This window comes from Sphingobacterium sp. UBA5670 (assembly GCF_002420705.1).
Classification (GTDB): domain Bacteria; phylum Bacteroidota; class Bacteroidia; order Sphingobacteriales; family Sphingobacteriaceae; genus Sphingobacterium.
Genome location: NZ_DIIM01000016.1, coordinates 69,386 through 96,141 on the forward strand (window position 1 = coordinate 69,386; position 26,756 = coordinate 96,141).

Sequence of the window (26,756 nt, forward strand, 5' to 3'; positions counted from 1 at the left end):
GTTAAAATTTGTAATTGATATTAAATGAAGCCAGCATACCTTGTCCTTTTACATATTCTTCATTCAAGGCACGGTATTGACTGACTACAGGGTAGTAGTTTTTATTAAATAAGTTCTCTATTCCCATACCGATCGACCATTGCTTGTTTACCTGGTAGTTGCCATTTAAGTTAAACAGATCAACCGTTTTAACGGGGCCTTCGCTGTTTTTGTATAAGCCTTTGTCGTTAGGAAGAAAACGGTCCCGCGATCCGGTATGCACCCAGAAAAGCTGGAACGTCAGTGGTTTGATCGGTGTGTAATAGATGTATCCTGTCGCTTTGTCTGGTGAAATACGTGAACCATTTAGGTAGGATTTCGTACCGTCTTCTTTTTTGGATTTACCTTCCACATAAGCATAGGTACCACCGATGGTTAATTGTGGGGAAATAGTAGCGCTCAAGGCTATTTCATATCCATACACATCTTCCGGAAGACGTTGTGGCATCAGGTAACCCCCAATATCGACGAGCTCAACGCCCATTTTGGATGTACTATAGTAATAAGATGCGGAAAGTTGAAAAATGCTATAATTGCTGGAAAATCCTATTTCATAGTTATTGGTAATAATAGGATCAGTTTTTAAGCTGTCTAAATCATTGTCGGTTGCCCTTCTAACGATACGGCCGAGTTCATTGATTGCAAAACCCTGTGAGAAACTAACAAATGGATTAAAGATTGCGTATTTATTGTAACGCAAGCCTGCATTGAAGGTTGCTCCTCTGTAAGGAATCTTACCACCTTTTACGGCGATGCTTCCTTCGTTATTGGGGCCTGTGGCAATGGTGTTGAAATCTTTGATTTTGACGGTTGCGTTTTCGTATCTAACACCGCCTTTAAAGATTAAATTTTCTAGAAAATCAATTTTTACCTGGGCGTAGGGGGCAACATTTAGCATGTTCATATAAGGAATATAGACCCTTCCGTCGGTTAAATTCTGGTCGGTAACATCATTTAACAAATCTATACCATAGGTAATGTCTGCGTTGGAACCCAATACCTGAAAAGGGGTATTTAGGTTAACGCGTAGGCCTTTTTTCTCCGAATTGATTTGTGTTTGTCCCGGGCCATACCATGCTGAAGCTTTCTCGACATAACGATTCATGGATCGAAATGTATTGTAGTATGCAGAAGCAGTTAAAGATGTCGAGGCGAATAGATTACTTTTAGTATAGGTCAGCATGGCATTGTGGTTGTAGGGAGTTCCTGCAGGTTTGCCCGGATCTTCGCCTTTAACGCCGATCGTTGGAGTCTGTCCATATACACCTGTTTGGCTGATGTATCTGTTATGCTGGTTGCTTCTATAGAAATTGTAAACTGCGGTTATATTTGAACTGCTGTCGATACGGTAACCTGCTTTTAAGAAGGCATTGTACTGATAGGTATTGGAAAGCCCGTCTGTCTGACCAAGAGGTGTGCCGTCGCCATCACGCTGTAGACCAACGTAATCAGCCGAACCGCTGACGGTGTAATTCCATCTGTTTTTTTGCCCGTAAAATGTCTGTCCTACACGGTATCCCATCGTGCCTGCACTATGGACAGGGTTGAATGTTGTTCGCAAACTTGTGATTCCTTGGATAGGAGCCGCGTCTTTTGATGGATTGCGCGTAATGTAATTAATAATACCACCAGCAGATCCATTGCCATATATTGATGTGGCACCTTTGATAACTTCAACCCGCTCAATAACACTCGGATCAATGGTCCGCAGGTCGCGTTGTCCATTCATCAAAGGTGTAGATTGTGGAATCCCATCGATCAAAACCAATACGGACCTTCCTCGCAGTGTCTGTCCGGAATTGGTCGCTTTATTGGTCGAGGTTCCCAGACCAGGAATCGTATTACCCAAAATGGTAGAAAGGTTGGTACTAATTTGACTCTGTGCTTCGATTTCCTTTGTTGTTAAGATAGAAACAGAAGAGGGAACGGTTGAGATACTCTCTGGTTTACGCCCAGCAGTCACAATAATTTCGTCTAACACCTGAGTGGAACTTAGCTGAAATAATAAAGGCCGTTGAACCGTATCTAAATTAACCATTTTTTCAACCGTTGAAAAACCGGTGTAAGAAACACGCAATTGAACCGGATTGTTTGAAGGTTTTTTGGCAAAAGTAAATTGTCCCAATTGATTGGAATAGCCAGCACTTTTACCGTCAATTTTGATATTGGCTTGACTTAAAGGTTTGTTGTCTCTGTCTTTTACGATTAGGGATAGTTCTTGCGCATGAAGTTGTGCGCTTAAAAGCAAAAGTATTCCACTGCTGAACATCGTATAGCGTGTTCTGTTTTTCATGGTAATTTATTTAGATCAAATATAAATTAATGCGCAAATATAGGTTATTTTATATTTGTCTTAACATCTATCTCCTATTTTTTTTTGATTTTTTTTTAGTTGTTATTCTATGATTCTCAGACTGATTTGGTACATTATTTAATTGCTGGCTGCTATAAAATTAGATTAGGCGCTTTTTTCCGATGGGGGAGCGTGATTCAATGGATTGGCTGTTTACATTAATTGAACGGCCTGTTAAAGATTTATTGATCTTGAATAGTTAATTTAGTCCTGTTTGATAGTTTCGGCTGATCAACTTGTCTCTAATGATAAATTAATGAAAAGAACATTTTTATTCCTTTTTGTATGCTCCTGCTCTGTAGTCTTTGGGCAAAAAATCCACTCGCTACAGTTTGAATCTCCGCAGGCGATGCGCGATTATTTTAGGTATTCTGTAGATAAAAAGATAGTAAGCGGCCATCGGGGGACAATTGAGGCAGGACTTCCTGAAAATTCGATTGCGGGATTTGAGTCCGTATTGCAAAAGACACCAGCTATTTTTGAAATTGATCCGCGTTACACCAAGGATAGTGTTGCTATCTTGATGCATGATGCGACATTGGATCGAACCACAAATGGAAAAGGAAAAGTATCGGACTATACTTGGGATGAATTGCGCAAGCTGAAATTAAAGGATCAGGCAGGAAATATTACCCGATATGGTATTAACACACTTGATGAAGTCATTCAATGGGCAAAAGGTAAAACTATTCTGAACCTTGACAAGAAAGACCTACCGCTGACAGCTACCGCAGCAATACTGAAAAAGTATCATGCTTACAGTTGGGTGTGGGTTACGGTACATAATGTTGAGCAGGCGAGCTATTATTTGAAGCAGAACCCTGAGCAGTATATGTCTATGCATATTAAAGATCAGGCTGCTTTAGAAAAATTTAAAGCTTCTGGATTACCGTATGACCGTATGATCGTGTATATCGGCCCAGAACTTAAGAATGCCAATCAGGCGATGTATCAATTTTTCAACAGTAAGGGCGTGATGTGTATGATTTCGGCTGCACCTACTTACGATAAATTGAATACAAAAGCAGAACGCGCTGAAAAATATAAGGCTGTATTTGCAGAAGGAGCCTCAATTCTTGAGTCCGATCTCCCCATGGAAGTAGGCGAAGTCATCGATTCGCTTTGACGGATGAGTATCAATCCAAATCGACATTATTACCTATAAATGTTAGATATTTAGGTGATTCATCTTCGAAAATGTCTCTTCCTTCCATCATATAAGCACGGAGAAGATATTCCTGGGCAAGCTCACTATTATTGTCTTCGAGGTAACATTGCCCCAAGCGCAGCATGATAAAAGGGTTTTCGTATGCATTCTCGATAATATTGTGTTTTGCCTTTTCAAAATGGGAGAGGGCATTGCCAAAATCGTCCAGTAAGAAAAAGGCATCTCCTATAGAGGCTTCAAGCCAAAGACTTTCAGCGTGAACATTTTGTGGACTAGGGACTAGATCCAATGCTTCGGTCCACACCCGGATTGCTTCCTGATAGTTGCCTTCATCGCAATGTATGTTTCCTTCTTCGCTGAGTTGGTCTATTCTGTCTAATGTTTGATCATCCATGACATGTTATTCTTTAGAGTGCCCTACTAAGATAAGAAATCTATAGAACAAAAAAGCGGAAAAACAAACTTCTTCCGCTCTTTGATATAATTTTTATCGGTGTTTTACTCTACATCAAACCACAGTTTGGTTAACAATGTATTGCTGCCCTGACGTGCGATAGCTTCTTGATAACTTGCTCCGTTAAGTGATTGTTCTGTGCCGGGATATAAAAAACGCAACGGAATTTTTCCGCTTAAAGCTCCTGCTTTGGCAGCTGTTAATTGTGGGTAATCTAATCGACGCCATTCAGCAAAGGCTTCAAGCCCCTGTCCATATAAGGCGATCCATTTTTGTTCTCCAATCGATTTTTTGTATACTTTGGAGTCGAATTTGATAGATGCTTGATTGAGGTAGTTAACAATTAGTTCATTACTGATATTATATTGCTCCAAAGAGGCGCGGATTGCCTGCTGGTAATAGTTTTCAGCGTCGCCTGTAATAAATCCTCGGCTTACAGCCTCAGACAGACCAAAAAGTGTTTCCGAATAACTTAAGATTACTGCTGGAGCATGTGGGTCTCTAAAATAAATACCGGGTCTTGAGGTACGTGCGAAACCTAAATTACTTGCATCACTCGCTGTTAAACCATTTGGTACCCCAATATATTTTTCTGGCGTAGAGGTAGTGGTCGTATCCGCATAAATGCCCAATCGGGGATCGTTTAATGAACGTAGTTTGTCTATTATTGTTTTACTGACTCTATAGTCTTCTCTTGCTTCGAAAGAGGCACTGACAGGATTACGATAAGGTGCATCGCGATAAACGAGTAATGCATTATCAGTATTTGAGGTAAAATATCCGCTTCCTTCTGCAGCGATCTCCTGTAGTGTTGTTTTGGAAAGATTTGGTAATCGATCTGCAATTCGTAAGGCTATGCGTAGACGTAAGGCATTGGTAAAACGTTTCCATTGCGCAATGTTACCATTATAGATGATGTCTCCTTCAATGTTTTTTCCACTCGTACTTAATAAAGTTTGAGCATTTTTGAGATCGTTCAATAAACCAGTGTATACTTTTTCCTGTGTATCGTAATGGGGTGTTAAGTATAGGTCGATATTTCCCGCTTCTGTATAGGGAATTTCACCGTAGGCATCCGTAAGTAAGGAAAATACCCAAGATTGTAAAACAATTGCTACACCTTTATAATTGTTGTTGTCCGTGTTTGTTGCCAGTTTTTGAATTATTTTCAATTGGCTAATGCTTTTCGAATACCAGGTAGACCAGCCTTCGTTAAAATCATTGTTTGTAAAAATGTAACGGTCAGGGTCCGTGTACTGTATCCTAGCCCAATGCTGGACAAACAGGAGGCTAGAAGCAAGGTTATTACTTATGCCCCAGTAGCTATCAGTTGTCGTCTTAATCGTACTAGTTAGCAGATAGGCGGGTTGAGGAGTTTCTGCTTCATTCTGATTTTGGTTTACTTTTGCTAACTCATCTTTACAGGACGTAGTTAGGCCCAGTAAGAGAAAAAGTCCTGCTATATGTTTGCTGTTTATTTTCATTTTTGAATCGTTATTTGTTTATCAATTATCTGATGCCAACGGTGTTTACACTTATCTTCCTAAAACTTTAGGTTTAAATTGAACCCAAAGCTTCTTGTTGTAGGTAATTGCAAGCTTTCCAAGCCTTGTGCATTGCCCGTATTAAAGGCTGTCTCTGGATCAATATTGGGTGCGTTTTTATGGATAATCCACAGGTTTCGACCTACTAAAGAGAATGAAGCTCCTTGAAAGCCTATTTTGGAAATCCAGTGATTTGGCAATTGGTAACCTAGTTTTACCTCGCGCAATTTAACATAAGACGCATCGAATACATTTGCTTCATTGGTTCTATATAGCGTCTTATAATATTGTTGTGCCGATACAACTTTCGTATTTTCTGAACCGTCTGCATTTACGCCATCTACGATAATACCATCATCATATGTAGTTCCGTTAATCGTATAGTTCAATCCACCATGTTCAGCATCTCTTCCTGGGAGAGTAGAGGCCAACACGCCAGTGCCTGTACCGGTCGCATTTGTACCTGAGTATAGTTTTCCTCCATGCTTGATATCGATCAAAAAGCTTAAATCAAAGTTTTTGTAACGGAATTGATTTGTAATACCGCCCAACCAGTCTGGTGTAAATTTGCCAAAATAGTGATTCACTGGGTCAGTGGCAGGTGTCCCGTCGGCGTTCACGATAAGGCGACCCGCTTCATTTCGTAAGAAGCCAGTTCCGTAAAGAGTTCCATAAGGTTTTCCGACTGCGGCCAAGACTTGCACGGTTCCTGATGATCCGATCGTATAACTTTGTAATAATCCGGCGTCGTCTAATTCTACAACTTTACTTTTATTTGTTGCAAAGTTGACATTGATGTCCCATTGAAAATCCTCTTTTTTTAGCGGAGTAACGCCAAGTTGAATTTCAAGCCCTTTATTGTTGATCTTTCCGGCATTGACAAGCTGTTTTTTATAGCCTGTAGAAGGACTCACATCTACACTTAGTATCTGGTTGATACTATTGATGTCATATACACTCAAGTCTAAACGCACTCTGTTTTTTAGAAAAGCCAGTTCGGTACCTAGTTCAGTTGAGGTAGTCGTTTCGGGTTTTAAGTCTGGATTTTTCTTGATGTCATTGACAGATAGCTGTGGGCTATTTCCATAAGGCGCGCTAAAAAGGTAAGAATCAATTAGGTTAAACGGATCGGTGTCTTTACCTACTTTGGACCAACCTCCCCGTAATTTCCAGAAAGACAATATATCCCTTTGAATAGGGAACGCATCTGTCAGTACGATACTTGCGTTTGCCGATGGATAGAAATACGAAAGATTGTCAACAGGCAAAGTAGAAGACCAGTCGTTTCGAGCTGTTAGATTCAAAAAAGCATAATTTTTGTAACCTAATTGTGCCGATGAAAAAATACTGTAAGCTTTCAATGGGCTGTATTCACCTGTTGAAATCAAGGCATCTCTAGAGTTTGCTAATGTATATACTTCAGGAACAGCTAAACGGGGAGCCTTTTGGTTGTTGCGTTGCCGCGATTGGCTACGTATATTGCTTCCCGCCAATATATCTAATGTAAAGTCTGTTGAAAGTGGTCTATTGTAATTTAATGTAAATTCTGTGTTATTTTCATTTACTGTGTAAGCATCTTCTTCATAGGAACCGTAGGGTGTACCATTGGTGCCATAGGCAATCCTTATTTTTCGCCTATCGGTGTAATAATCATTACCAGTACGGAAGTTTGCTGTCAAAAACTCATTGATTTTATAATTTAAACCAACATTTCCAAAAATTCGGTCGCGTTGTTGCTGTACCGTGTTTTCTTCTGCGATGAAGTATGGATTGCTATAATAGCTGTTATTCCAATTGACTAGATTACCATTTTCATCCCGATAATTTTTTAGACGGGAAACATCGACCTGTCTGCCAAACCAAGTAAATTGGAGCATATAGCCGTTCGAGCGGAAACCTCCTACACCTGGTAAATTACCTGAATTTGTACGTACATAATTTGCATTTGCCGTAAGTGTTAGATCTTCCGTAATTTTATAACGGGTGTTGATGTTGAAATTGTTTTTTTCAATGGAAGAATTTGGGATAACTCCTGTTTGATTACTATTGTTATAGGAAAAACGATAGTCAATCTTATCTGTAGCATCGGCAATTGATATTCCATTGTTTAATGTTCTGCCAGTTCCGAAGAAACTCCGTACATTATCTGGATGTGGCAAGAAAGGTACTGCTTCACCATTTGAATAGAATTGTGGGATGAGTCTGCCATCCATTTTTGGCCCCCAGCTTTCATCCACACCATCATTGATACCGCCACCTTTACCATCGACATAGCTGAATTTTCCATCGGCACCTTGTCCAAATACATTTTGATAATCGGGCAGAACCGCAATTCGTTCAATCGTATTATTTGAATTGATGTTTATCCCCAATCCTTTACGTTTTTTTCCAGATTTTGTCGTAATCAAAATCACACCGGCAGCGGCCCTTGAACCATATAATGCGGCCGCATTGGGCCCTTTGAGCACACTGATCGATTCAATATCTTCACTATTGATATCGGAGATTGCATTGGCATAATCACGGTTGCCGCTGGTCCCCAACTGAGAGTTATCCACGGGAGTTCCGTCAATCACAAATAAAGGTTGATTGTTTCCGGCAATGGAGGTTTCTCCACGGATAATAATTCTCGAAGAACCCATATTTCCTTGACTATTTGTTACCTGAACACCGGCAACTTTTCCAGCTAAGGAGTTTACGAGATTACTTTCTTTAGCTTCGGAAAGATCTTTTCCCTTTAGTTCCTGAATAGAATATCCCAACGTCTTCTTTTCTTTCGAAATATTCAATGCAGTGACCACAACTTCATCCAATAAGGCTGTTGAAGGTAAAAGTTGGATTGTAGTCAGCCCAGTTGGGTTGGTTTGAACAGTTTTGGAATCGAAGCCTATGTATTGAACCTGAATACTACGTGAAGTCCCTGTTGAAGGGAGATCAAATAACCCGTTAGCGTCCGTTTGTACTTGTTTTTTACTGGTCGTTTCGGTAACGGTAGCCCCTTGAATTGGATTATTGTTGTTGTCGACTACTTTTCCTTTTATAGTGGTTTGAGCGTATAGTGCGCTAGAACTTAAGCAAAGCGCGGCCATAACGACAAAGTTTATGTTGTTTTTTGCCATATTAATATAAATAGATGAATTCGTTGATTGATATTTGTTGTAGGAGATATTTGAATTTACTTGTAAAACATCCCCTTAGGGCATTCGTTTTTCAAGGGTATAGTGTGTATGCTGTATCATGTGTTAAAAAATGTTAATGCAAATATATAAAATCTACCTGATAACTATACTTTGTTTTTTTGTTTTTTGTAATTTTTGAGTCAGAATGATTAAATATAGACGAGCTAATGCGGTAATGAGGAAAAATGGAAGTACTTTTTTGCGGAACGTTTCCATTTGGACTTTGCAATATGTTGCCTATCAGTATATTGATTAGTAGGTACGAATCGTAAACGCCGGCCTACGAATTGTAAATCCTTGTATATTCTGCTTGGAATGGGCAGCATTCTTGTATTCCGATTATACAGAATTAAAACGCATTATACTATGATTATTTTTGGCACACGAACCAAGGTATTAACCAACAAATCGCAATCGGCAGCTGGCAACTGTGATTATTGTGGCACTGCTCAGTCTCTCCTTGCTTATAGACAGATTAAGTACTTTCATATTTTTTGGATACCCATATTTCCCTATTCCGCGCAGATTATTACGATTTGCAATCATTGCAAAAAGTTGAGTTACCAATCTGAAATCAATCCCCAGACACTTCAATCCTTGTCTCCAGGAACTGTCCGTAAAACACCTATAGGTTATTTTGCGGGATTAATGCTGATTGGACTTTTAGTAGCTGCTATTGTTATAGCTGGGATTTCTGGTGCAAAAAAGAAAGAAAAATACCTGAAAGATCCAAAAGTTGGCGATGTGTATGAACTTTCCTATGCAAAAGATGGAAAGACGATGCGTACACTTTATCGTATAGCCAATTTGACAACAGATTCTGTGACCTTTGAGATTAACGATTATGAAGCGGATAGCCGAAAAGGCCTACGTAAATTGCGCGAGCAACATTCCAATAGTTATTCTGAAAAGCAAAAGGTATCACGTACTGAACTGGAAGATATGAAAAATAAGATAGCAAGTATTGAAAGATTGTAAAGGTCATTTTCTTGCTTGTTATTGCAACCTCCGTTTGTATTGCCGGCGTATTGGTTTGCTATTTCTCTGCTGTTTCCTTGCCTATCCTTTGCTGTTTCGTTACTTATTATTCGGTCTTATAGTAAACAAATAGCAACGAAAGAACAGGCAGATAGCAACGTTAACGCATAAATGTTGTCAAAGAGATCTAAAGGATATATAACAAGGTTTAAACCAGCGCTCAAATTACCTCTTTGCAAAGGAAAAGGTATTGATTTAATCCCCGAGAATATATCTTGTAGACACGGTTCGGATCTTAAATTAGCTACTTCTTTGTTTTTACAATATTAAATTTATGAATATAACCCAGCATAAAGTATTGTTTCAGTGTAAGTGAATTCCCAAAATATGTTCTATTGCCTTGACTGCCCCAATAATTTTGCGTATTCTGATTCAGACAATCGATTGCGAATTTTATTTATTGAATTTTATTTATTGAATTTTTTAAGCGTATTTCTCCGAATGATAATCATATTACAATGAATTCATTGCCCTTGGCAGAATAGATCGAAGGAGGAAAAGAAGTTTGAGAGGGCATCCAATAGATCGGATACCCTCAGGATATTAATGGTCGATGTTGATTTTGTAAATTGCTTCTGCTTCTATGTCGTCAAATTGGCGCATTTGCTTGACAAGTTTCTTTTTCATGGATTTGACAACGGCTTGGTAGCTAGGGTCATTGTATACGTTGTGGAGCTCGTTGGGGTCTTTTTGAAGATCAAAGAGTTCCCAGTTTTCGATACGTTTATAATAACGGATCAATTTGTAACGGTCGTCGCGAACACCAAAATGGGGACTCACCGCATGTTCACCATTCTCAAAATAATGATAGAAAAGATTTTCTCTATGCTCTTCTTTGTTATTTTTCAGCACATGAACAAAGGATTCTCCCTGCATATCTTTCGGTTTTTTGATAGAAGCTAACTCCAATAAAGTGGGAGCGATATCGGCATTGACAATTTTAGCATCAATGCTGGAGTTTGCACGTAATAAAGTTGGGTACTGCATGAGCATTGGCGTGCGAAAGGATTCCTCATACATCCAGCGCTTGTCGAACCAGCCATGTTCACCCATATAAAAGCCCTGATCTGAAAGATAGATTACAATCGTATTTTCTGTGAGGGATTTTTGATCTAAGTAATCCAATACCTTCCCGATATTTCGGTCCATTGATTGGGCAGTGTTGAGATAATCAATCATGTATCGTTTGAATTTCCACTCGGCGAGTTGCTTTCCGGTTAAGTTGCCCTGCTTTAGTCGTTCATAAATGGGACGATAATAAGCGACGTAGCTATCTTTTTGAGCTTGGTTCATCCGCTTGAAGTTACCGTCGGCCACCATGTCTTCCAGGGAATTGAACATTTTGAGATCGTAGCCCATTTCCATGTCCCTGTCGATGGACATTTCCTGTAATGCGGCAGCTGGTCTACTTTGGTAGTTGTCGTAGAAAGTAGCAGGCAAGGCGAAGTTTACGGTGTCGTAGGTGCCGAAATCCTTTGGATCTGGCATCCACGTACGGTGCGTAGCCTTGTGGCCGATGACTAGACAAAAAGGTTTATTGGTATCTACTGTATCGAGCCAATCGATGGCCTTTTCGGTTACGATATCAGAAACATATCCCTCTGCACGCCTGCGACCTTGTTTGCTGATAAAGTCCGGATTAAAATAGGTTCCTTGTCCAACTAGAATATCATAGTAATTAAATCCTTGCAGTTTGTCTCCCAAGTGAATTTTGCCGACCCACGCGGTATTGTAGCCTACCTTTTGTAGCTGTTTTACAAAAATATCCTGATTAAAGTCGAATTCAGAGGTTTCATTGTCTTTGAATCCATTTTTATGGCTGTACTTACCCGTCAAAAGGGTGGCTCGTGATGGCCCGCAGATGGAATTGTTGACAAAGGCATTTTTGAATAGAGCACCCTGAGCTGCGATGCGATCTATCTGAGGAGTTTTTCCGTAGGGAGAACCATAGGCCCCAATTGTTTGATAAGCATGATCATCGGAAATAATAATGACAATATTGGGCCTTTTTTGTGCGCAAGTATGTTTATAGAGTAGTGGTGTTAATAGGGAAAATAGAAAGATTCTTAGTTTCATTATGTTGTCGGTTTAAATTGAATAGTATGCCTTGTTTTTAACTATACGCTATTTGATCCGGCAAAGTTTAAAAGGCTATAATGATCGACTAAGATAAGGATTATTATGTATTACATAAAATATTTATGCTATTGAATGACTTTTATAATCTGATTATATTCATTTCAAGGGATTAATAGTGGGACTGTATTCGGAAGGCGAAAAAAATACCCCTGGCTCAATCTGGGATAAAGACATCTAGAATCAGACGGTTAAAAGAAAAAGCCCAATAGCATATTGGGCTTTTTTATGTGTCTATGCTGCTTTTTACCTAACAGACTTTTTATACAAAAAGAGCCGCTGGTAATGATTATCAAGATGTTTGCGCATCGCATTTCGGAATACTTCAGCATTGCCCACTTTCAATATGTCGACTAATCCCCGGTGTGAGATGAAGCTTTTTGACGGGCTGGGGCTGGTCAGCAGACCGCTGCTATGTACATATTGAAAAACAGGCAACAACATGTTCTGGAAATCTTTAAGGATCGTATTACCCGTGATTTCATAAAGTTTACCGTGAAAGGCAATTTCAGTTTCAATATCAAAAATTGTATTATCTGCTTGTATCGGTTCCTTTGCAACAATCGCTTCCAGCTCCTCAATATCTTTTTCTTGTATATGTTCAAAGAGGATATCGGCCATACCAACTTCCAGCACCATGCGCATCTCAAAAAGATCCTGTAGGGTCTTATTTTCCATGATGGTTGGAAAAAGTGATTTGCGTAGCGGCTTTATGAGATCAGGACTTGTCAAAACTGCCCCACGATGTTTTTTGGATTCGATCAATCCGACCATACGCAACCGCAGCATCGCTTCTCGAACAACTGTACGGCTTACGCCAAGGGTTTCAGCCAATTCAATTTCCTTGGGTAAAGCATCACCAACTTTTAAGCCTTGATTGACAAAAAGATTGATGATTTCTTTTTCTGCACGATCTACCAGTGAAGACGTATCAATTGTATTGAGATGTTCTATTAGCGAAGAATTCGGTTCCATATATATATTCCATACAGCGCATTGGGCGCGTTAAGACAAAGATAATTAATAAAAGTCATTAATATGTTATACATAATTTGATCTAAATTTGTTTTTTACATTTTGTAATTTATATATTTGTATATATGTAATACTTAATACAAACCAATATGTATTCAAACCTAAAATTACGAACCCTGCTTACCTTGTCTATATTAACGGGCAATTTGCTCTTGGCTCAGGCGCAGGACCATGCGGTACGGGGGAAAATTACCGATGCAAAAACAGGGGAACTGCTTGGAAATGTGACTATAAAGGTCAAAGGATCCAATCAATCTCTGCAGTCAAGTACTGATGGAACGTTCTCGATCAGTACCAATCCCAATACTATTTTAGTGATCACGTCTACGGGGTATAGACCATACGAGGTAAAAGTTGGGCAATTAAATCAATTGGATATTAAGCTTGAATCCAAGGTTGAACAAATGGATGAGGTTGTTGTGGTAGGTTATGGAACACAAAACAGGAGAAGTGTAACCGGTTCTATCGCAAAAGTGGACAAAACTGTTTTACAAAATACACCCCGTTCTAATGTTGCTACAGCATTACAGGGAACCGTACCTGGATTACAGGTCGTAAACAAATCGGGTACGCCTGGTGCAGCCCCGATGTTAAAATTACGCGGTGGTGCATCAATTAAAAGTTCGAGCCCTCCACTGGTGGTCATAGACGGCGTCATTCGCGAAATGAATGATGTGAGTTCAGATAATATAGAATCCATAGAACTTCTAAAAGACGCATCTGTAACGGCAATCTATGGAGCTCGTGCAAATAATGGCGTAGTTTTAATTACAACCAAAACAGGTAAATCAGGTGTATCAAACATTTCCTATAAATTTACGGCTGGATTTAATCAACGTAGAGAAGGGTATCGTTACATGAATGCCGGGGATTATATCTACTATACGCGTTTGGGGTACTTAAATGCTGGGAAAACAATAGAGACAGCTAATGGCTCCAGGGGATTGGGATTGTTGACTGACAATGCTAATTTATCTTCCTTTGACATTCGTAGATATACATCAGATTTAGAACCATTGCTAGCGAAAGGCTGGCAGCTGGTTGACGACCCTTATGGAGGACAGATAATTTATAAAGATCATTCGGGTGAAGTTGAGGATATCCTATTTCGAAATACGTATACGAAGGATCATTATGTGAATGTATCCGGCGGTAATGACCGAGGAAAATATTTCGCTGCATTTGATGCGTATAATGAGAATGGAATCATCGTGGGTTCGAATTATAAACGATATACTGCCGATCTAAATGGTTCATATAAACTGAAACCGAATCTGGAGGTAGTAACTTCGGTCAATTTGTCAACTGCTTCTCAATATGGGGTTGGCGGATCTGAAGTAAGTGCATTATATCGGAATTTGGCTATTTGGCCAACATTTAATCCCTGGGTTGATGAGGCGAAGACGAGACCCAATCCAGGCAACGGCATCAATGATGGGAATCCATTATATTGGTTGAGCCGTATGGAGAGAAATAATGAAACGAATCGCATAGTGGTAAATGGTTCCCTAAAATGGGATATTATTCCTGGTCTATATTTCAAAGTCTCTGGAAATGCCTATATGAAAGAGGTATTGAATGAATTTTTTCAAAAATCCACCCAGACCTATGCCAATGTGTTTTCTAACCCCGAAACTATAGGGAGTACCTCACGTGATGCTTACCGTAATATAGGACGTGATTTTCAGACACAATTCAACGGTATTTTAAATTATACCAAAACATTCGGAGAGAAGCATAATCTGAACGCTATGCTGGGAGCGGAATATTTTAACACGAAAACAGACTATATGCAGGTGTACGGAAAAAATGCGCCTACAGACGATATACCAACCGTTAATGCATCGACTGTTTTCGTAGCGGGGAATAATACATCCTCAAAATCTGAATATCGAATTATTTCTTCCATGGGACGTTTGGCTTACGATTATGATGGAAAATATCTGTTAAATGCTGTGTACCGTTTGGATGGTGTATCGAGTTTGGCAGATGGTCATCGTTGGGGCTTTTTTCCAGGTCTTTCTGCAGGCTGGAATGTTCATCAAGAAGTATTTTTTAAGAATACCAAATTAGCGGAGTATATTTCAACTTTGAAGCCTAGACTGAGTTATGGAGAAAATGGAAATATAAACGGATTAGGAAGATATGAAGTCCAGGGAACTTATTCCTTGCAAACGAACTATAATGGAACTGCTGGTTATCTCAATACACAACCTGTCAATGGAAATTTGGTTTGGGAAACGAGCAAAACGACTGGTATAGGTTTGGATCTGGGATTATGGCATGACCGCGTGACCTTGCTATTTGATTACTATAATAGAAAAACCAAAAATCTTTTAACAGATCTGACTTTGCCTAGTTATATCGGTTTCTCATCCATAAATACCAATTTAGGAACCCTACAAAACAAAGGGTTAGAGTTTGGTCTTCAAACGCGCGTACTTAGCAATCCTGATGGTATTAATTTGAATATCGGAGCCAATGCCGCGTTTGTGAAAAATAAGATATTGGAGTTACCGAATAATGGTAATGAAAACAATCGTCAAGGTGGATTGCAAGTATTTGATCCGGTTTCCGGACAGATCAAATGGGTCGGGGGGTATCAAGAAGGCCAATCATTGGGCGATATATATGCTTTCAAACAGGTGTCAATATTTAAAGATGATGCTGAAGTAATGGCTGTTGCAGGAAATCGTACGGATAATATTGCCGGCATTACCGGGCCAAATCTTCCTGTAGGAAAAAATGGAAGAATTACGCCCGGAGATGTCAATTGGCTCGATGTCGATGGTAATGATATGATCGATTCGCGTGATCAAGTTTATATTGGTAATATCAACCCCAAATGGACAGGCGGTTTTACAACGAATTTAAGCTATAAGAACCTGAGTCTTTTTTCAAATTGGGAGTTTGCGCTGGGACACAAGATATACAATGATTTGGTCGCACGAACATTAGGTAATTATCAGGGTACCTTCAATTATATTGACTTGCAGAAGCAGGCGTGGTCACCCACCAATACCATAACTGATATTCCTAAGGTCTATTTTGCAGATCAGGTAGGTGGATCCAAACAGAATTATACGCGTGGAAACAATGCCAATGCAGTGTTGAATAGCAACAATTCGAGATTTTATGAAAAAGGCGATTATTTGGCCCTACGTGAGCTGACTCTTTCGTATGACATGCCCAAATCATTGCTCGAAAAATCGCGGGTATTTTCGCATGCACGGATTTATTTTACCGGATCTAATCTTTTTTACATCACAAAATTCTCGGGGCCATCGCCTGAGCCACCGGTAGACGTGAATAATTTGGTTACAGGTATATATTTAGGCACTTATCCCACACCGAGATCTTATGTTCTAGGTGTTCAGCTATCCTTTTAATCTTAACAATTGAAAACGATGAAAATCAATATAAAAACCTTGAGCTTGGCAGCGGTAATGGGATTAAGCCTATTAAGTTCCTGCAATAAAAATCTGGAATTAAATCCGGTAAGTACAATTAGTGACGGAAATTATTGGAAGACAGCCGATCAGTTTGACTCTTTTGTTAGTGGTCTGCACGCAAGATTTCGGAACCATGAGCGGGCGTTTGTGCTTCTAGGGGAATATCAGGGTGAGGTCTTTGGTAATGATCCCGGAACGACGTCATCTTTTACAGGTGAGGCTCCGCAGGGGCTGGAAAGAATGTGGAATCATAATTTGGATCTCGATAATCCGGGAGTGAGCAATTTCGGTGCTTTTTACGAGAATATCAATCAAATAAATTTGCTGATCAGCAAACTCAATACGACTGACATTGTAACAGCACAAAATAAGGGTTACTATTTAGGAATTGCTTATGGAATGCGTGCCTTCTACTATTTTCAGTTGTATCGCTCTTGGGGAGATGTTGTTTTGCAAACAGAACCTGTTGGAAATATTGATATTACCAACCTTGCCAAAGCGGCCTCGCCAGCTTCGGATGTTTTAGGGCTTGTTGCTTCAGATCTAGAAAGCTCTTTGACGTCTTTTGGAACGGATTATTCCGTGAAGAATACTAAATCGTATTGGTCGAAAGCGGCGACATTAATGCTTAAAGCAGAAGTGAATCTTTGGAATGCACATAGAAGCGGGGGGAAAGATGCTGCACTAACAGCTAAAAATGCGTTATCAGAAATAAAATCAAATCTCACACTGTCACTGCAATCAGATTTTTCCAACCTGTTTTCTTCAACCAATCGTGGTAACAGTGAAATGATTTTTGTGGCGCGTCATCAATTAAATGAAGCGACCTTAGGTTTTATATCCGATTTTGTTCCGCAATCGGGGCTTATCGCCAATTATTATGATTCGCTTTCCAACAGAAAATTCACCGTAACCGCTGAAAATTATGGCGGAATATTACGCGCACCGACACGTATCCGTTCGTATCGAGATTACAACGATTTGGATCAACGTAAGAATACATCCATTCAAGCAGCCTATTCAAAAGATGCTACAGGAAAATTTAATATGGCCGGCTGTTTCTTGAAAAAATATCAAGGTGAACAAAATGCAGGCTCTAGAGCGTTTACGAATGATTTTCCGGTTTATCGCTATGCAGATTTACTTTTGCTGCTAGCCGAAGCTAAAGTGATACTTGGGGAAAGTCCCAAAGAGGAAATAAATTTGGTTAGGGCGAGGGCTTTTGGCAGTAACTATAACGAAGGTATTCTTGGCTTTCCAAATCAGAAAATAGATAGCGATCCTATGGCGGCAATTTTAAAAGAACGCAAATTGGAATTTATTGGTGAAGGGAAATATTGGTATGATTTGAGAAGAATGGGTGATAGCTTTGTTTATAAGTATACTTCATTACCAGTAGTAGAATCATTTCGCCTTTTATGGCCAATTAATAGAGACGCGCTGACCAATAACCGTCTGCTTGTGCAAACAAAAGGTTACGCTTCGTTTTAGTTACTCTTTAAAAATAAGATCATATTAATTATAAATATCATATGCTAAACCAAAAAATCTCAGGATTAATTGCAGCGCCATTTACTCCTTTCGATGAAAACGGAGAATTGAATCTTGAGCTGATTCCGCAATACTATGCGATGTTAAAGCGCAACCGTGTAACGGGTGCCTTTATCTGTGGCTCTACCGGAGAAGGTGTATCGTTGACTTTTGAGGAAAAAGTTGCGGTGATGACAGCTTGGGCTAGATTAACAAAAGAGGATGATGCATTTACACTCATGATGCTTCTGGGCGGGACGAATATCAAAGAATGTCAACAATTGGCTAGGCTGGCTGAGCATGAAGGGGTAGATGTCTTGTCATTTACGTCACCATCTTATTTTAAACCCGCCAACGTAGATCAGCTGGCAAAATGTTGTGTCGAAATTGCACGTGCGGCACCGAATACGGCTTTCTACTATTATCATATCCCAGTATTGACCGGCGGGAATTTCCAGATGATCGACTTGTTGAAGAAGATTGATGGAGTGATACCCAATTTTAAAGGAATCAAATATACGCATGAAGATTTTATGGATTTTCTAAGCTGTATGAATTATGCAGATCGCAAGTACGACATGTTATGGGGAAGGGATGAGAATATGTTGTCTGCCTTAGTGTTGGGCAACAAAGGTGCTGTTGGAAGTACCTATAACTATGCCGCACCTTTATACCTTGAGCTTATCGATGCTTATGACAAAGGGGATGTTGAAAAGGCAAACGTTTTGCAGCAGCAATCCATCGATATGATCACATTGCTTGGGAAATATGGTGGTATCTCAGTAGGAAAAGCTTATATGAAATTGATTGGTCTAGATTGCGGTGAATTTAGGCTACCTGTGAAAAATATGTCGACAGAGCAATTTGAGCTCTTTAAGAACGATGTGAACAAACTTGGTTTTCAGACGTTTTGTGCACAGTGATATGGATCTCCATCTCGGTATAAACATCGTATGTTCCTATGACAGGATGAAGATTACAGAATAGACCGTATGTTCAAGAATAAATAGATATGACAAAACAACATTGGATGGGAATTATTGTGGGAATACTGTTTACAGGTGCTGTTCATGCACAGGTTGGTCGATTGGAATGGCATAAAGGCATTACATTGCCAGCTATGCAAGATGGAAAGAAGCATATTGGTCTGGCAGGACCAATAGCTGGTGTCACGGGTGATTGTCTCCTGATTGCCGGTGGAGCGAATTTCCCACATTTACCACCCTGGGAAGGCGGAACGAAAGAGATCCAAAAAGAAGTATTTATTTATAGAAAAGAGGGAGCGGGACTACGCTTAGCAGCGCAGGATAGTCTTTCTGTGGCGGTTGCATATGCTGCTAGCCTGAGCTTACCCGATGGATTGCTGGTTATAGGAGGAGAGACTCCTGATGGTAAAACAGCTGCCTGTAGATTGATTAAATATGATAGCTCAACCAAGAAAATTACAGTGTCCGACTATCCGAATCTCCCAGTTCCACTTGCCAATATGGGAGCGGTAGTTCATGGGAATAAACTCCTAGTTGCTGGAGGTGAAATGCAAGATGCGGTATCGGACCAAGTGTTTCAATTAGATTTAGCACATCTTGAAAAAGGATGGGGCTGTGTGGGAAAATTACCCTATGCGGTCTCCCATTTGCAATTGTTGTCTGATAGTCAGAATGGCCTTTATCTGCTTGGCGGAAGAAAGGCTCATCCAGAGAGCCCTTCAACATTATACCATGAACTATGGTGCTCAACCGATAATGGAAGTACTTGGTCCAAACGGACTGACATTCCTTTTTTCGCGGCAGCAGGAACTGCCTGTGTATTACCAGACCAAGGGATATGGTTATTGAGTGCTGATCGGGGCAATACCTTCCATCAGGTAGAAGCGCTGATCTTTGACGCTAAAAAGGAAGCGAATCCCTCGAAGAGGCAGAAACTCATTGATGCTAAAAACAGATTGCAAATCAATCATCCCGGTTTCGGTAGAGCAATATGGCGTTATGATTTGAAACTGAAAAAATGGAACCGGATGGCGGATCTGCCATCGAATGGTCCGGTTACTACAGCAGCTGTGGTCTGGGATGACATGATCATTTTGCCCAGTGGTGAAATTAAGGCTGGCGTTCGTACTCCTGAGATTTTAGTAGCAACATTTTCAAAGAAATAGGATTGAAAAAATAAGATATAAAACTCATATAAACCTGATAAAGCTTGAAATGATCGCTTCTTTACGACATAAATCTTTTTACCCATGGCTCGTTGTAGCCCTTCTTTGGGGGGTAGCCCTGTTGAATTATATGGATCGGCAGATGCTGTCGACCATGCGTGATGCGATGGAGGTCGATATTCCGCAATTGCAAAGTGCCGAAACTTTTGGTGTATTGATGGCTGTTTTTCTCTACATATATGGCATTATGAGTCCCATCGCTGGTATTGTCGCTGATAGAAGCAATAGAAAATGGCTGATCGTGGGTAGTCTATTTGTGTGGTCAGCAGTTACTTATGGTATGGGGATGGCGCATGATTATTCAACACTATTGGTATTGCGGGCAATTATGGGATTTAGTGAAGCACTGTATATCCCGACTGCCCTTTCCTTGATCGCCGATTACCATACCGGAAAAAATCGATCGCTGGCTATTGGACTACATATGACGGGGCTCTATACAGGTCAAGCCTTAGGTGGCTTTGGAGCAACATTGGCGGCATCAAAAGGATGGCATACCGCTTTTCATTGGTTTGGAATTGTCGGAATATGTTATGCATTGCTGCTCGCGATCTTATTGATGGAGAAAAAACATACGTCTTCAGATGAAGAAAGCACTTCGGAAAGCCAATTACCTCTTTCCAAAAGCTTATTGCTGTTATTTTCCAATGTTGCATTCTGGATTCTATTGTTTTATTTCGCGGCTCCAAGCTTACCGGGCTGGGCCATCAAAAATTGGCTTCCAACCTTGTTCGCTGACAGCCTGAATATCCCAATGGCCAACGCAGGCCCATTATCTACGATTACAATCGCTATCTCATCTTTTATTGGGGTTATAGCCGGCGGAATACTGAGTGACCGTTGGGCACAGAAGCATATCCGTGGACGTATTTATACCAGCGCAATTGGCCTTGGACTGACCATACCTGCTTTATTGTTTTTGGGATTAGGCCAGACCTTACCTGCTGTTGTGGGAGCGGCAGTCTGTTTTGGAATTGGTTTTGGCATATTTGATGCCAACAATATGCCTATTCTTTGTCAGGTTGTTCCCAAAAATTTGCGGGCAACCGCTTATGGCTTTATGAATATGGTGGGGGTGTTTGCTGGAGCTATGATCACACAATGGTTGGGGAAATTTAAGGATGAAGGCCATTTTGGGTTAGGTTTTGCATTGTTGGGGGCAGCGGTACTGCTAGCACTGTTGTTGCAACTCCTATTTCTTAAACCGAAAACAATGGAAAAGTAATCGCAGCTATATCCTGAATTAATAGATCATGAATATGAAATCCTTAATCGCATGATGCCTATCTATATTTCAAAAAAAGGAGCTTTGCTTTTATGTTTGATTATCTCGATCTCTGTCTCCCTGGGACAGGGGCGAATTAAAATAGCTTGCATAGGTAACTCAGTAACCTTTGGTTATGGGCTTGGCAATCCTGTGGAGGATTCTTATCCGAGCCAGCTTCAAGCATTGCTGGGCCAACGGTCTGAAGTGAGGAATTTTGGCCATTCAGGGGCTACGCTTTTACGTGAGGGGCATAGACCTTATTATAAAACGGAAGAATATCGGAAAGCATTGGATTTCAAACCTGATGTTGCCATTATACATCTGGGTCTCAATGATACCGATCCGAGAAATTGGCCGAATTATAAGAACTCCTTTGCATCAGATTTCGCGACGCTGATTGATTCCATACGATCTGTTAATCCCAGCGTACAAATTTACATCTGTCGGTTGACTCCTATTTTTAGCGGTCATTCCCGGTTTCTATCTGGTACGCGAGATTGGTATGACCAGATTCAGATGTTGATTCCTCAGATTGCAAAGAATAATCAGGTCGGACTGATCGACCTCAATAACCCGCTCCATGCTCGAATAGATCTTTTTGACGACTATTTACATCCAAATAAGCAAGGAGCTGCATTGATTGCAGCACAAATAGCTCATGTATTGACCCCAAGTAAGCAGGATTTGCAGCTGGCCGAAACGATTGGTTCAAATATGGTGCTTCAGCGTAACTGGGAAAATCGTATCTATGGTAAGGGGACTGCAGCTGCCGAGATCAAAGTTATATTTAATCGGAAGAGCTATAAAACCCATGTAAATCAGAATGGCTTTTGGGAGATAAAGCTTCCTAAAATGGGGGCAGGAGGACCTTATGAAATAAAGGTGAGCTCGGGTGGAAAGAACATCGAATTGAAAAATATTCTTTTTGGCGATGTTTACCTGGCTTCCGGCCAATCGAATATGGCTTTTCCGCTTCTTCGTGCTTTAAAAAGTGAGTCGCTGATCAAAAATGCATCTTTGCGAAAGAATCTACGGCTTTTTAAAAGTGGAAATCTAGTGGAAACCGATGCCGTGGCTTGGGATTCTACTACATTAAAAAAGGTGAATGACCTTACGTATTTCCATGGCAACTGGAGTCAAGCAACAGCGGATGAAGCAGCACAGTTCTCAGCGGTAGCCTATTCATTTGCGGAAAAACTCACCGAAGAACAACATATTCCTATCGGTATTATCGATCTGTCCGTTGGAGGATCCAATACGGAATCCTGGATCGACCGGAAATCCCTGGAAAACGATGATTTGCTGGCTTCGTATATCCATAGCTGGCAAAAATCAGATTTCCTGCAGGATTTCTGCCGAGCGCGCGCCAGTCAAAATTTGGTCCATTCAAACCTGAAAAATCAACGCCATCCTTATCAGCCTGCCTATAATTTTGAAGCGGGGGTCAGCAAGTGGTTGGGCACAGGGTTGAAAGGCATACTCTGGTATCAAGGTGAAAGCAATGCGCATAATATTGAACTTCACGAGCGTCTTTTCAAAACATTGGTTTCTTCCTGGCGCAAAAGTTTTCATCAGGATCTGCCCTTCTTCTTTGTTCAGTTAACAAGTCTAGATAGACCATCCTGGGGGAATTTTAGAAACTCTCAACGTTTACTGGAGAAACAGATCTCAGGTATCTACATGGCAGTGACACTCGATGTGGGCGATTCTTTGGATGTGCATCCCAGAGAAAAGATCTTGGTAGGACAGCGTTTGGCAAATCTAGCAAGTCAGCATCTGTATGGGGCGGTATTAAATGCGGATCATCCAAACCCTATTCAATATCGGGTTTACGATGATCGGCTGCTATTGACATTTGATCATTGTACAAAATTAAAAACCAATGGGAATACAACTGTGAAAGGCTTTCAGCTGGTGGACAATAAGGGAAGGATTTTTAATGTACGGGCAAATATCCTTTCTGACAATACTGTCGAAATCAATAAGCCAAATGGCGAAGTAACGAGAATTCTGTATGGTTATGAACCTTTTAGCAGGGCAAATCTTCAAAATGAAATCGGAACACCGGTGTCCACTTTCGATTTGACGATTAAATAAACACAAAATGAATTGCTATAAAAATTAGAAAAGATGAAACAAATAAGCATAAAAGATACTGCAAAAATAATAGACACTGATTACTTGAAGGAGATGGAAGTTTTTTATAGTGATCAGCTTTTAAAAGATACTGTACCATTTTGGTTTCCAAGATCGATTGACCATGAATGTGGTGGGTACCTATTCATGCGTGACCACGATGGTACTTTAATTGATACAGATAAAGCCGTATGGATTCAGGGACGTGCTTGCTGGCTGCTGTCCACCCTTTACACAACTGTAGAACAGAAAGAAGAATGGTTAGAAGGGGCCCGGGTAGGTTATGAATTTTTGAAAAAACATTGCTTTGACGAAAATGGGAAAATGTATTTTCACGTCGATCGTCTGGGGAATCCTATTCGCATGCGCCGCTATTTCTTTTCGGAAACATTTGCCACCATCGCTTTTGCAGCTTATGCTAAAGCTATTGGAGATGAAGGTATTGCAGATGAAGCTCGTCATCTTTTTGGAATTTGTCTCGCATATGCAAATGGAGAAAGGCTGATTGAACCAAAGTATGAAGCGATGAGACCCATGAAGGGAATCGGTGTACCGATGATCATGATCAATACCGCGCAACAGATTCGCGAAACGATTGGCGATCCGCGCTGTGATATCGTTATCAGCGATTGTATTGCACAGATTGAACGAGACTTTGTTAAAGATGATATCCGTTGTGTGATGGAACAAGTAGGGCCTAATGGTGAAATTGTCGATCATATTGACGGTCGTACTCTCAATCCCGGGCATGCCATCGAAGGAGCTTGGTTTATCCTCCATGAAGCTAGATACCGAGACCATGATCCGCATTTGATTGGTCTAGGCTGCCGTATGCTGGATTATATGTGGGAACGTGGCTGGGACAAAGAATATGGTGGTATGCTATACTTTAGAGATGTATACGGAAAACCTGTACAAGAATACTGGCAAGATATGAAATTCTGGTGGCCACAAAATGAAACAATTATAGCAACATTGCTCGCTTATATGGTGACCGGCAATGAAAAATATAAAAGCTGGCATCAACAGATCAATCAATATGCCTATGACCATTTCCACGATAAACTCAATGGTGAATGGTATGGTTACCTCCATCGTGACGGAAAGATTGCGCAAACGGCTAAGGGAAATTTATTTAAAGGTCCTTTTCACCTCCCTCGCCAAGAGTGGTATTGTATGCAAATATTGAAGGAATTTAACTCGATTAAGTAAAAGATCATGAGACGACAAGAAGCTGCGCGAAATATCTTCCTCTCCACGCTGATTATTATTCTTTTTTTTATCAGTCCTTTACGTTGTCTGCCGGATTCAATCAGGCCACTGCTTCCTATGCCGCGTTCTGTGAAATGGAAAACAGGGAACTATGCTATTCAGCATCTTGTTCGTGTTCATATCAAAGGCGAGGTGTCAGATTTTGATAGACAGACACTAAGTGTCTTGCTAAAAGATTGGAATGTAACTAAGATTGATTTTGAGAGTTTCAAGAATAGTGATATCGCTATCTTTTGTGATAAACAATTGGATCTGCCATCTGCATCTTTAGAGGCTTACCGTATTGCTGTGGATCAACAGGGAATACGCATTGAGGCCAGAGCGAGTGCCGGTATTTTCTACGCCTTACAAACGTTGCGGCAACTGGGCGGTCAGGACGGGCAGTTACCCTATTGCTCCATTACAGATTATCCTTCTTTTCGCTGGCGCGGATATCTGGTTGACGTAGGACGAAATTTTCAGTCTCTGGATGTACTCAAAGAGCAAGTCGACATCATGGCACGGTATAAACTTAATATTTTCCATTTCCATTTCACGGAGGATATTGCCTGGCGACTTGCCAGCAAGAACTACCCAGGTCTGACCGATTCTTCCAACATGGACCGGTGGCGCGGAAAGTATTACACGATTGACGAGATGCGGGAGCTGATCCGATATTGTCGGGACAGACATATTCAGCTCTTACCCGAAATTGATATGCCGGGGCACTCGGCTGCCTTTCGACGGTATTTTAAAACTGATATGCAGAGCGATAGTGGTCTAGCCATTCTCAAGGAATTAGTGAAGGAATTTGCTGTCACTTATCCAGGATTACCTTATTTGCATATCGGAGGAGATGAAGTAAAAATTCACAATCCGCAGTTTTTACCGTTTATGACAAAATGGACAGAAAGCTTGGGGATGAAGACTATTGGTTGGGAACCCGGTGGCAACCTACAACCACAGACAATTCGTCAGCTTTGGATGGGGGGACCACAAGCGATGACGAAAGATTCTCCTGTCGAGGTAATTGATTCAAAGCACTTGTATATAAACCATATGGATCCCTTGGAAGCTGTGACGACGTTATTTTACAGGCAATTGGGGGGGCAGACATCGGAAAATGAAAAGTTAATGGGGGCAACACTCTGTTCATGGCCTGATCGTGCGGTCAATCATGAACAGGATATATTTCATCAGAATGCAGTTTATCCTGCTTTGTTGACTTTTGCAGAACGTAGCTGGTGCGGTGGCGGAGATTTTGAATGGCGCAGCAATATCAAAACGGATCGGGAAGGGCTCGCTGAATTTACAGCATTTGAGGAGCGCCTGATCCAGCATAAGCATTTGTATTTTAGAGATCTTATTTTTCCTTATTATCAGCAAAGTAAACAGAAATGGGTATTGTATGGACCTCTGCAAAATAAAGGTAACCTAAGTATGAGTTTAAAGGAGGAAGCGAAAGGAAATTTTACTTCTTTAAAAAAGATCGGTGAGTTTTATGGTGGCACAATCGTATTACGCCATTGGTGGTCTGATGTCGTAAAAGGGGCCATAGACGATCCTGCTGAAAATAGCACACTGTATGCTGTGAGTCAGATCTGGAGTGACGTGCACGGCAATAAGGAGTTTTGGATCGGTTTTAATGATCTTTCCCGTTCGTATGCCAGTGATTCACCAAATTTGGGGACATGGGATGACAGGATGAGTAGACTTTGGGTCAATGAACATGAAGTGCTCCCTCCGGATTGGCAGCATGCGGGTCAGAAGGGAGATCTGGAAATCCCATTGATTGATGAGGGGTATAGTTATCGAAGTCCTGCCATAGTTAAATTGCGTAAAGGGTGGAATACAATTGTGGTCAAGTTGCCTGTTGGAAAATTAAAAGGGAAAGACTGGCAAAATCCATTGAAATGGATGTTTACTTGTCTCCCTATTGATAAGGAGTAAAAGTAGCATGTT

General features: G+C 40.6%; 16 protein-coding genes. 10 read left to right on the top strand and 6 right to left on the bottom strand.

What is annotated here, in order from left to right:
* Position 1 precedes the first annotated feature (1 nt).
* Positions 2–2,332, bottom strand: a complete 2,331-nt coding sequence (locus tag B3C94_RS13230) for a TonB-dependent receptor (protein ID WP_293904381.1) — start codon at positions 2,330–2,332, stop codon at positions 2–4.
* A 316-nt stretch (positions 2,333–2,648) separates the two neighbouring features.
* Between B3C94_RS13230 and B3C94_RS13235 the strand changes: the two genes are divergently transcribed.
* Complete coding sequence (locus B3C94_RS13235; protein WP_293904383.1) at positions 2,649–3,518, top strand: glycerophosphodiester phosphodiesterase family protein; 870 nt, start codon at positions 2,649–2,651, stop codon at positions 3,516–3,518.
* 10 nt (positions 3,519–3,528) lie between these two features.
* Here B3C94_RS13235 and B3C94_RS13240 read toward each other — a convergent pair whose 3' ends face one another.
* The 3 genes from B3C94_RS13240 to B3C94_RS13250 form a co-directional block, all read right to left on the bottom strand.
* A complete protein-coding gene (locus B3C94_RS13240) occupies positions 3,529–3,954 on the bottom strand; it encodes a tetratricopeptide repeat protein (protein WP_293904385.1) in 426 nt (141 codons plus the stop codon).
* 104 nt (positions 3,955–4,058) lie between these two features.
* On the bottom strand, positions 4,059–5,498 hold the full coding sequence (locus B3C94_RS13245) for a SusD/RagB family nutrient-binding outer membrane lipoprotein (protein WP_293904387.1): 1,440 nt from the start codon (positions 5,496–5,498) through the stop codon (positions 4,059–4,061).
* Between the two features lie 59 nt (positions 5,499–5,557).
* Entirely contained in the window at positions 5,558–8,677 is a 3,120-nt protein-coding gene (locus B3C94_RS13250) for a SusC/RagA family TonB-linked outer membrane protein (protein WP_293904389.1), read from the bottom strand.
* 426 nt (positions 8,678–9,103) lie between these two features.
* On the opposite strand from B3C94_RS13250, the gene B3C94_RS13255 reads away from it, so the two are divergent.
* Positions 9,104–9,715 (top strand): zinc-ribbon domain-containing protein, encoded by a 612-nt coding sequence (locus B3C94_RS13255; RefSeq protein WP_293904391.1) that lies wholly within the window; start codon positions 9,104–9,106, stop codon positions 9,713–9,715.
* Between the two features lie 603 nt (positions 9,716–10,318).
* Here the strand turns inward: B3C94_RS13255 and B3C94_RS13260 are convergent.
* Entirely contained in the window at positions 10,319–11,851 is a 1,533-nt protein-coding gene (locus B3C94_RS13260; RefSeq protein ID WP_293904393.1) for a sulfatase family protein, read from the bottom strand.
* Positions 11,852–12,157: 306 nt separating this feature from the next.
* Entirely contained in the window at positions 12,158–12,886 is a 729-nt protein-coding gene (locus B3C94_RS13265; RefSeq protein ID WP_293904395.1) for a FadR/GntR family transcriptional regulator, read from the bottom strand.
* 149 nt (positions 12,887–13,035) lie between these two features.
* On the opposite strand from B3C94_RS13265, the gene B3C94_RS13270 reads away from it, so the two are divergent.
* The 8 genes from B3C94_RS13270 to B3C94_RS13305 all read left to right on the top strand — a co-directional run bounded on the left by B3C94_RS13270 (position 13,036) and on the right by B3C94_RS13305 (position 26,744).
* Positions 13,036–16,335, top strand: a complete 3,300-nt coding sequence (locus B3C94_RS13270) for a SusC/RagA family TonB-linked outer membrane protein (RefSeq protein ID WP_293904397.1) — start codon at positions 13,036–13,038, stop codon at positions 16,333–16,335.
* An 18-nt stretch (positions 16,336–16,353) separates the two neighbouring features.
* Positions 16,354–17,889, top strand: coding sequence for a SusD family outer membrane lipoprotein NanU (gene nanU / locus B3C94_RS13275; protein ID WP_293904399.1), 1,536 nt, complete (start codon positions 16,354–16,356; stop codon positions 17,887–17,889).
* A gap of 41 nt (positions 17,890–17,930) precedes the next feature.
* Positions 17,931–18,851: a dihydrodipicolinate synthase family protein gene (locus tag B3C94_RS13280; protein WP_293904401.1), complete on the top strand. Its 921-nt coding sequence runs from the start codon at positions 17,931–17,933 to the stop codon at positions 18,849–18,851.
* An 89-nt stretch (positions 18,852–18,940) separates the two neighbouring features.
* The gene (locus tag B3C94_RS13285) at positions 18,941–20,080 is read left to right on the top strand and encodes a hypothetical protein (RefSeq protein ID WP_293904403.1); all 1,140 of its coding nucleotides are present in this window, start codon (positions 18,941–18,943) and stop codon (positions 20,078–20,080) included.
* Between the two features lie 49 nt (positions 20,081–20,129).
* A complete protein-coding gene (locus tag B3C94_RS13290; protein ID WP_293904405.1) occupies positions 20,130–21,365 on the top strand; it encodes an MFS transporter in 1,236 nt (411 codons plus the stop codon).
* 51 nt (positions 21,366–21,416) lie between these two features.
* Complete coding sequence (locus B3C94_RS13295) at positions 21,417–23,504, top strand: GDSL-type esterase/lipase family protein (RefSeq protein WP_293904407.1); 2,088 nt, start codon at positions 21,417–21,419, stop codon at positions 23,502–23,504.
* 33 nt (positions 23,505–23,537) lie between these two features.
* Positions 23,538–24,755 (top strand): AGE family epimerase/isomerase, encoded by a 1,218-nt coding sequence (locus B3C94_RS13300; protein WP_293904409.1) that lies wholly within the window; start codon positions 23,538–23,540, stop codon positions 24,753–24,755.
* A gap of 6 nt (positions 24,756–24,761) precedes the next feature.
* On the top strand, positions 24,762–26,744 hold the full coding sequence (locus B3C94_RS13305; protein ID WP_293904411.1) for a beta-N-acetylhexosaminidase: 1,983 nt from the start codon (positions 24,762–24,764) through the stop codon (positions 26,742–26,744).
* Positions 26,745–26,756: the final 12 nt, after the last annotated feature.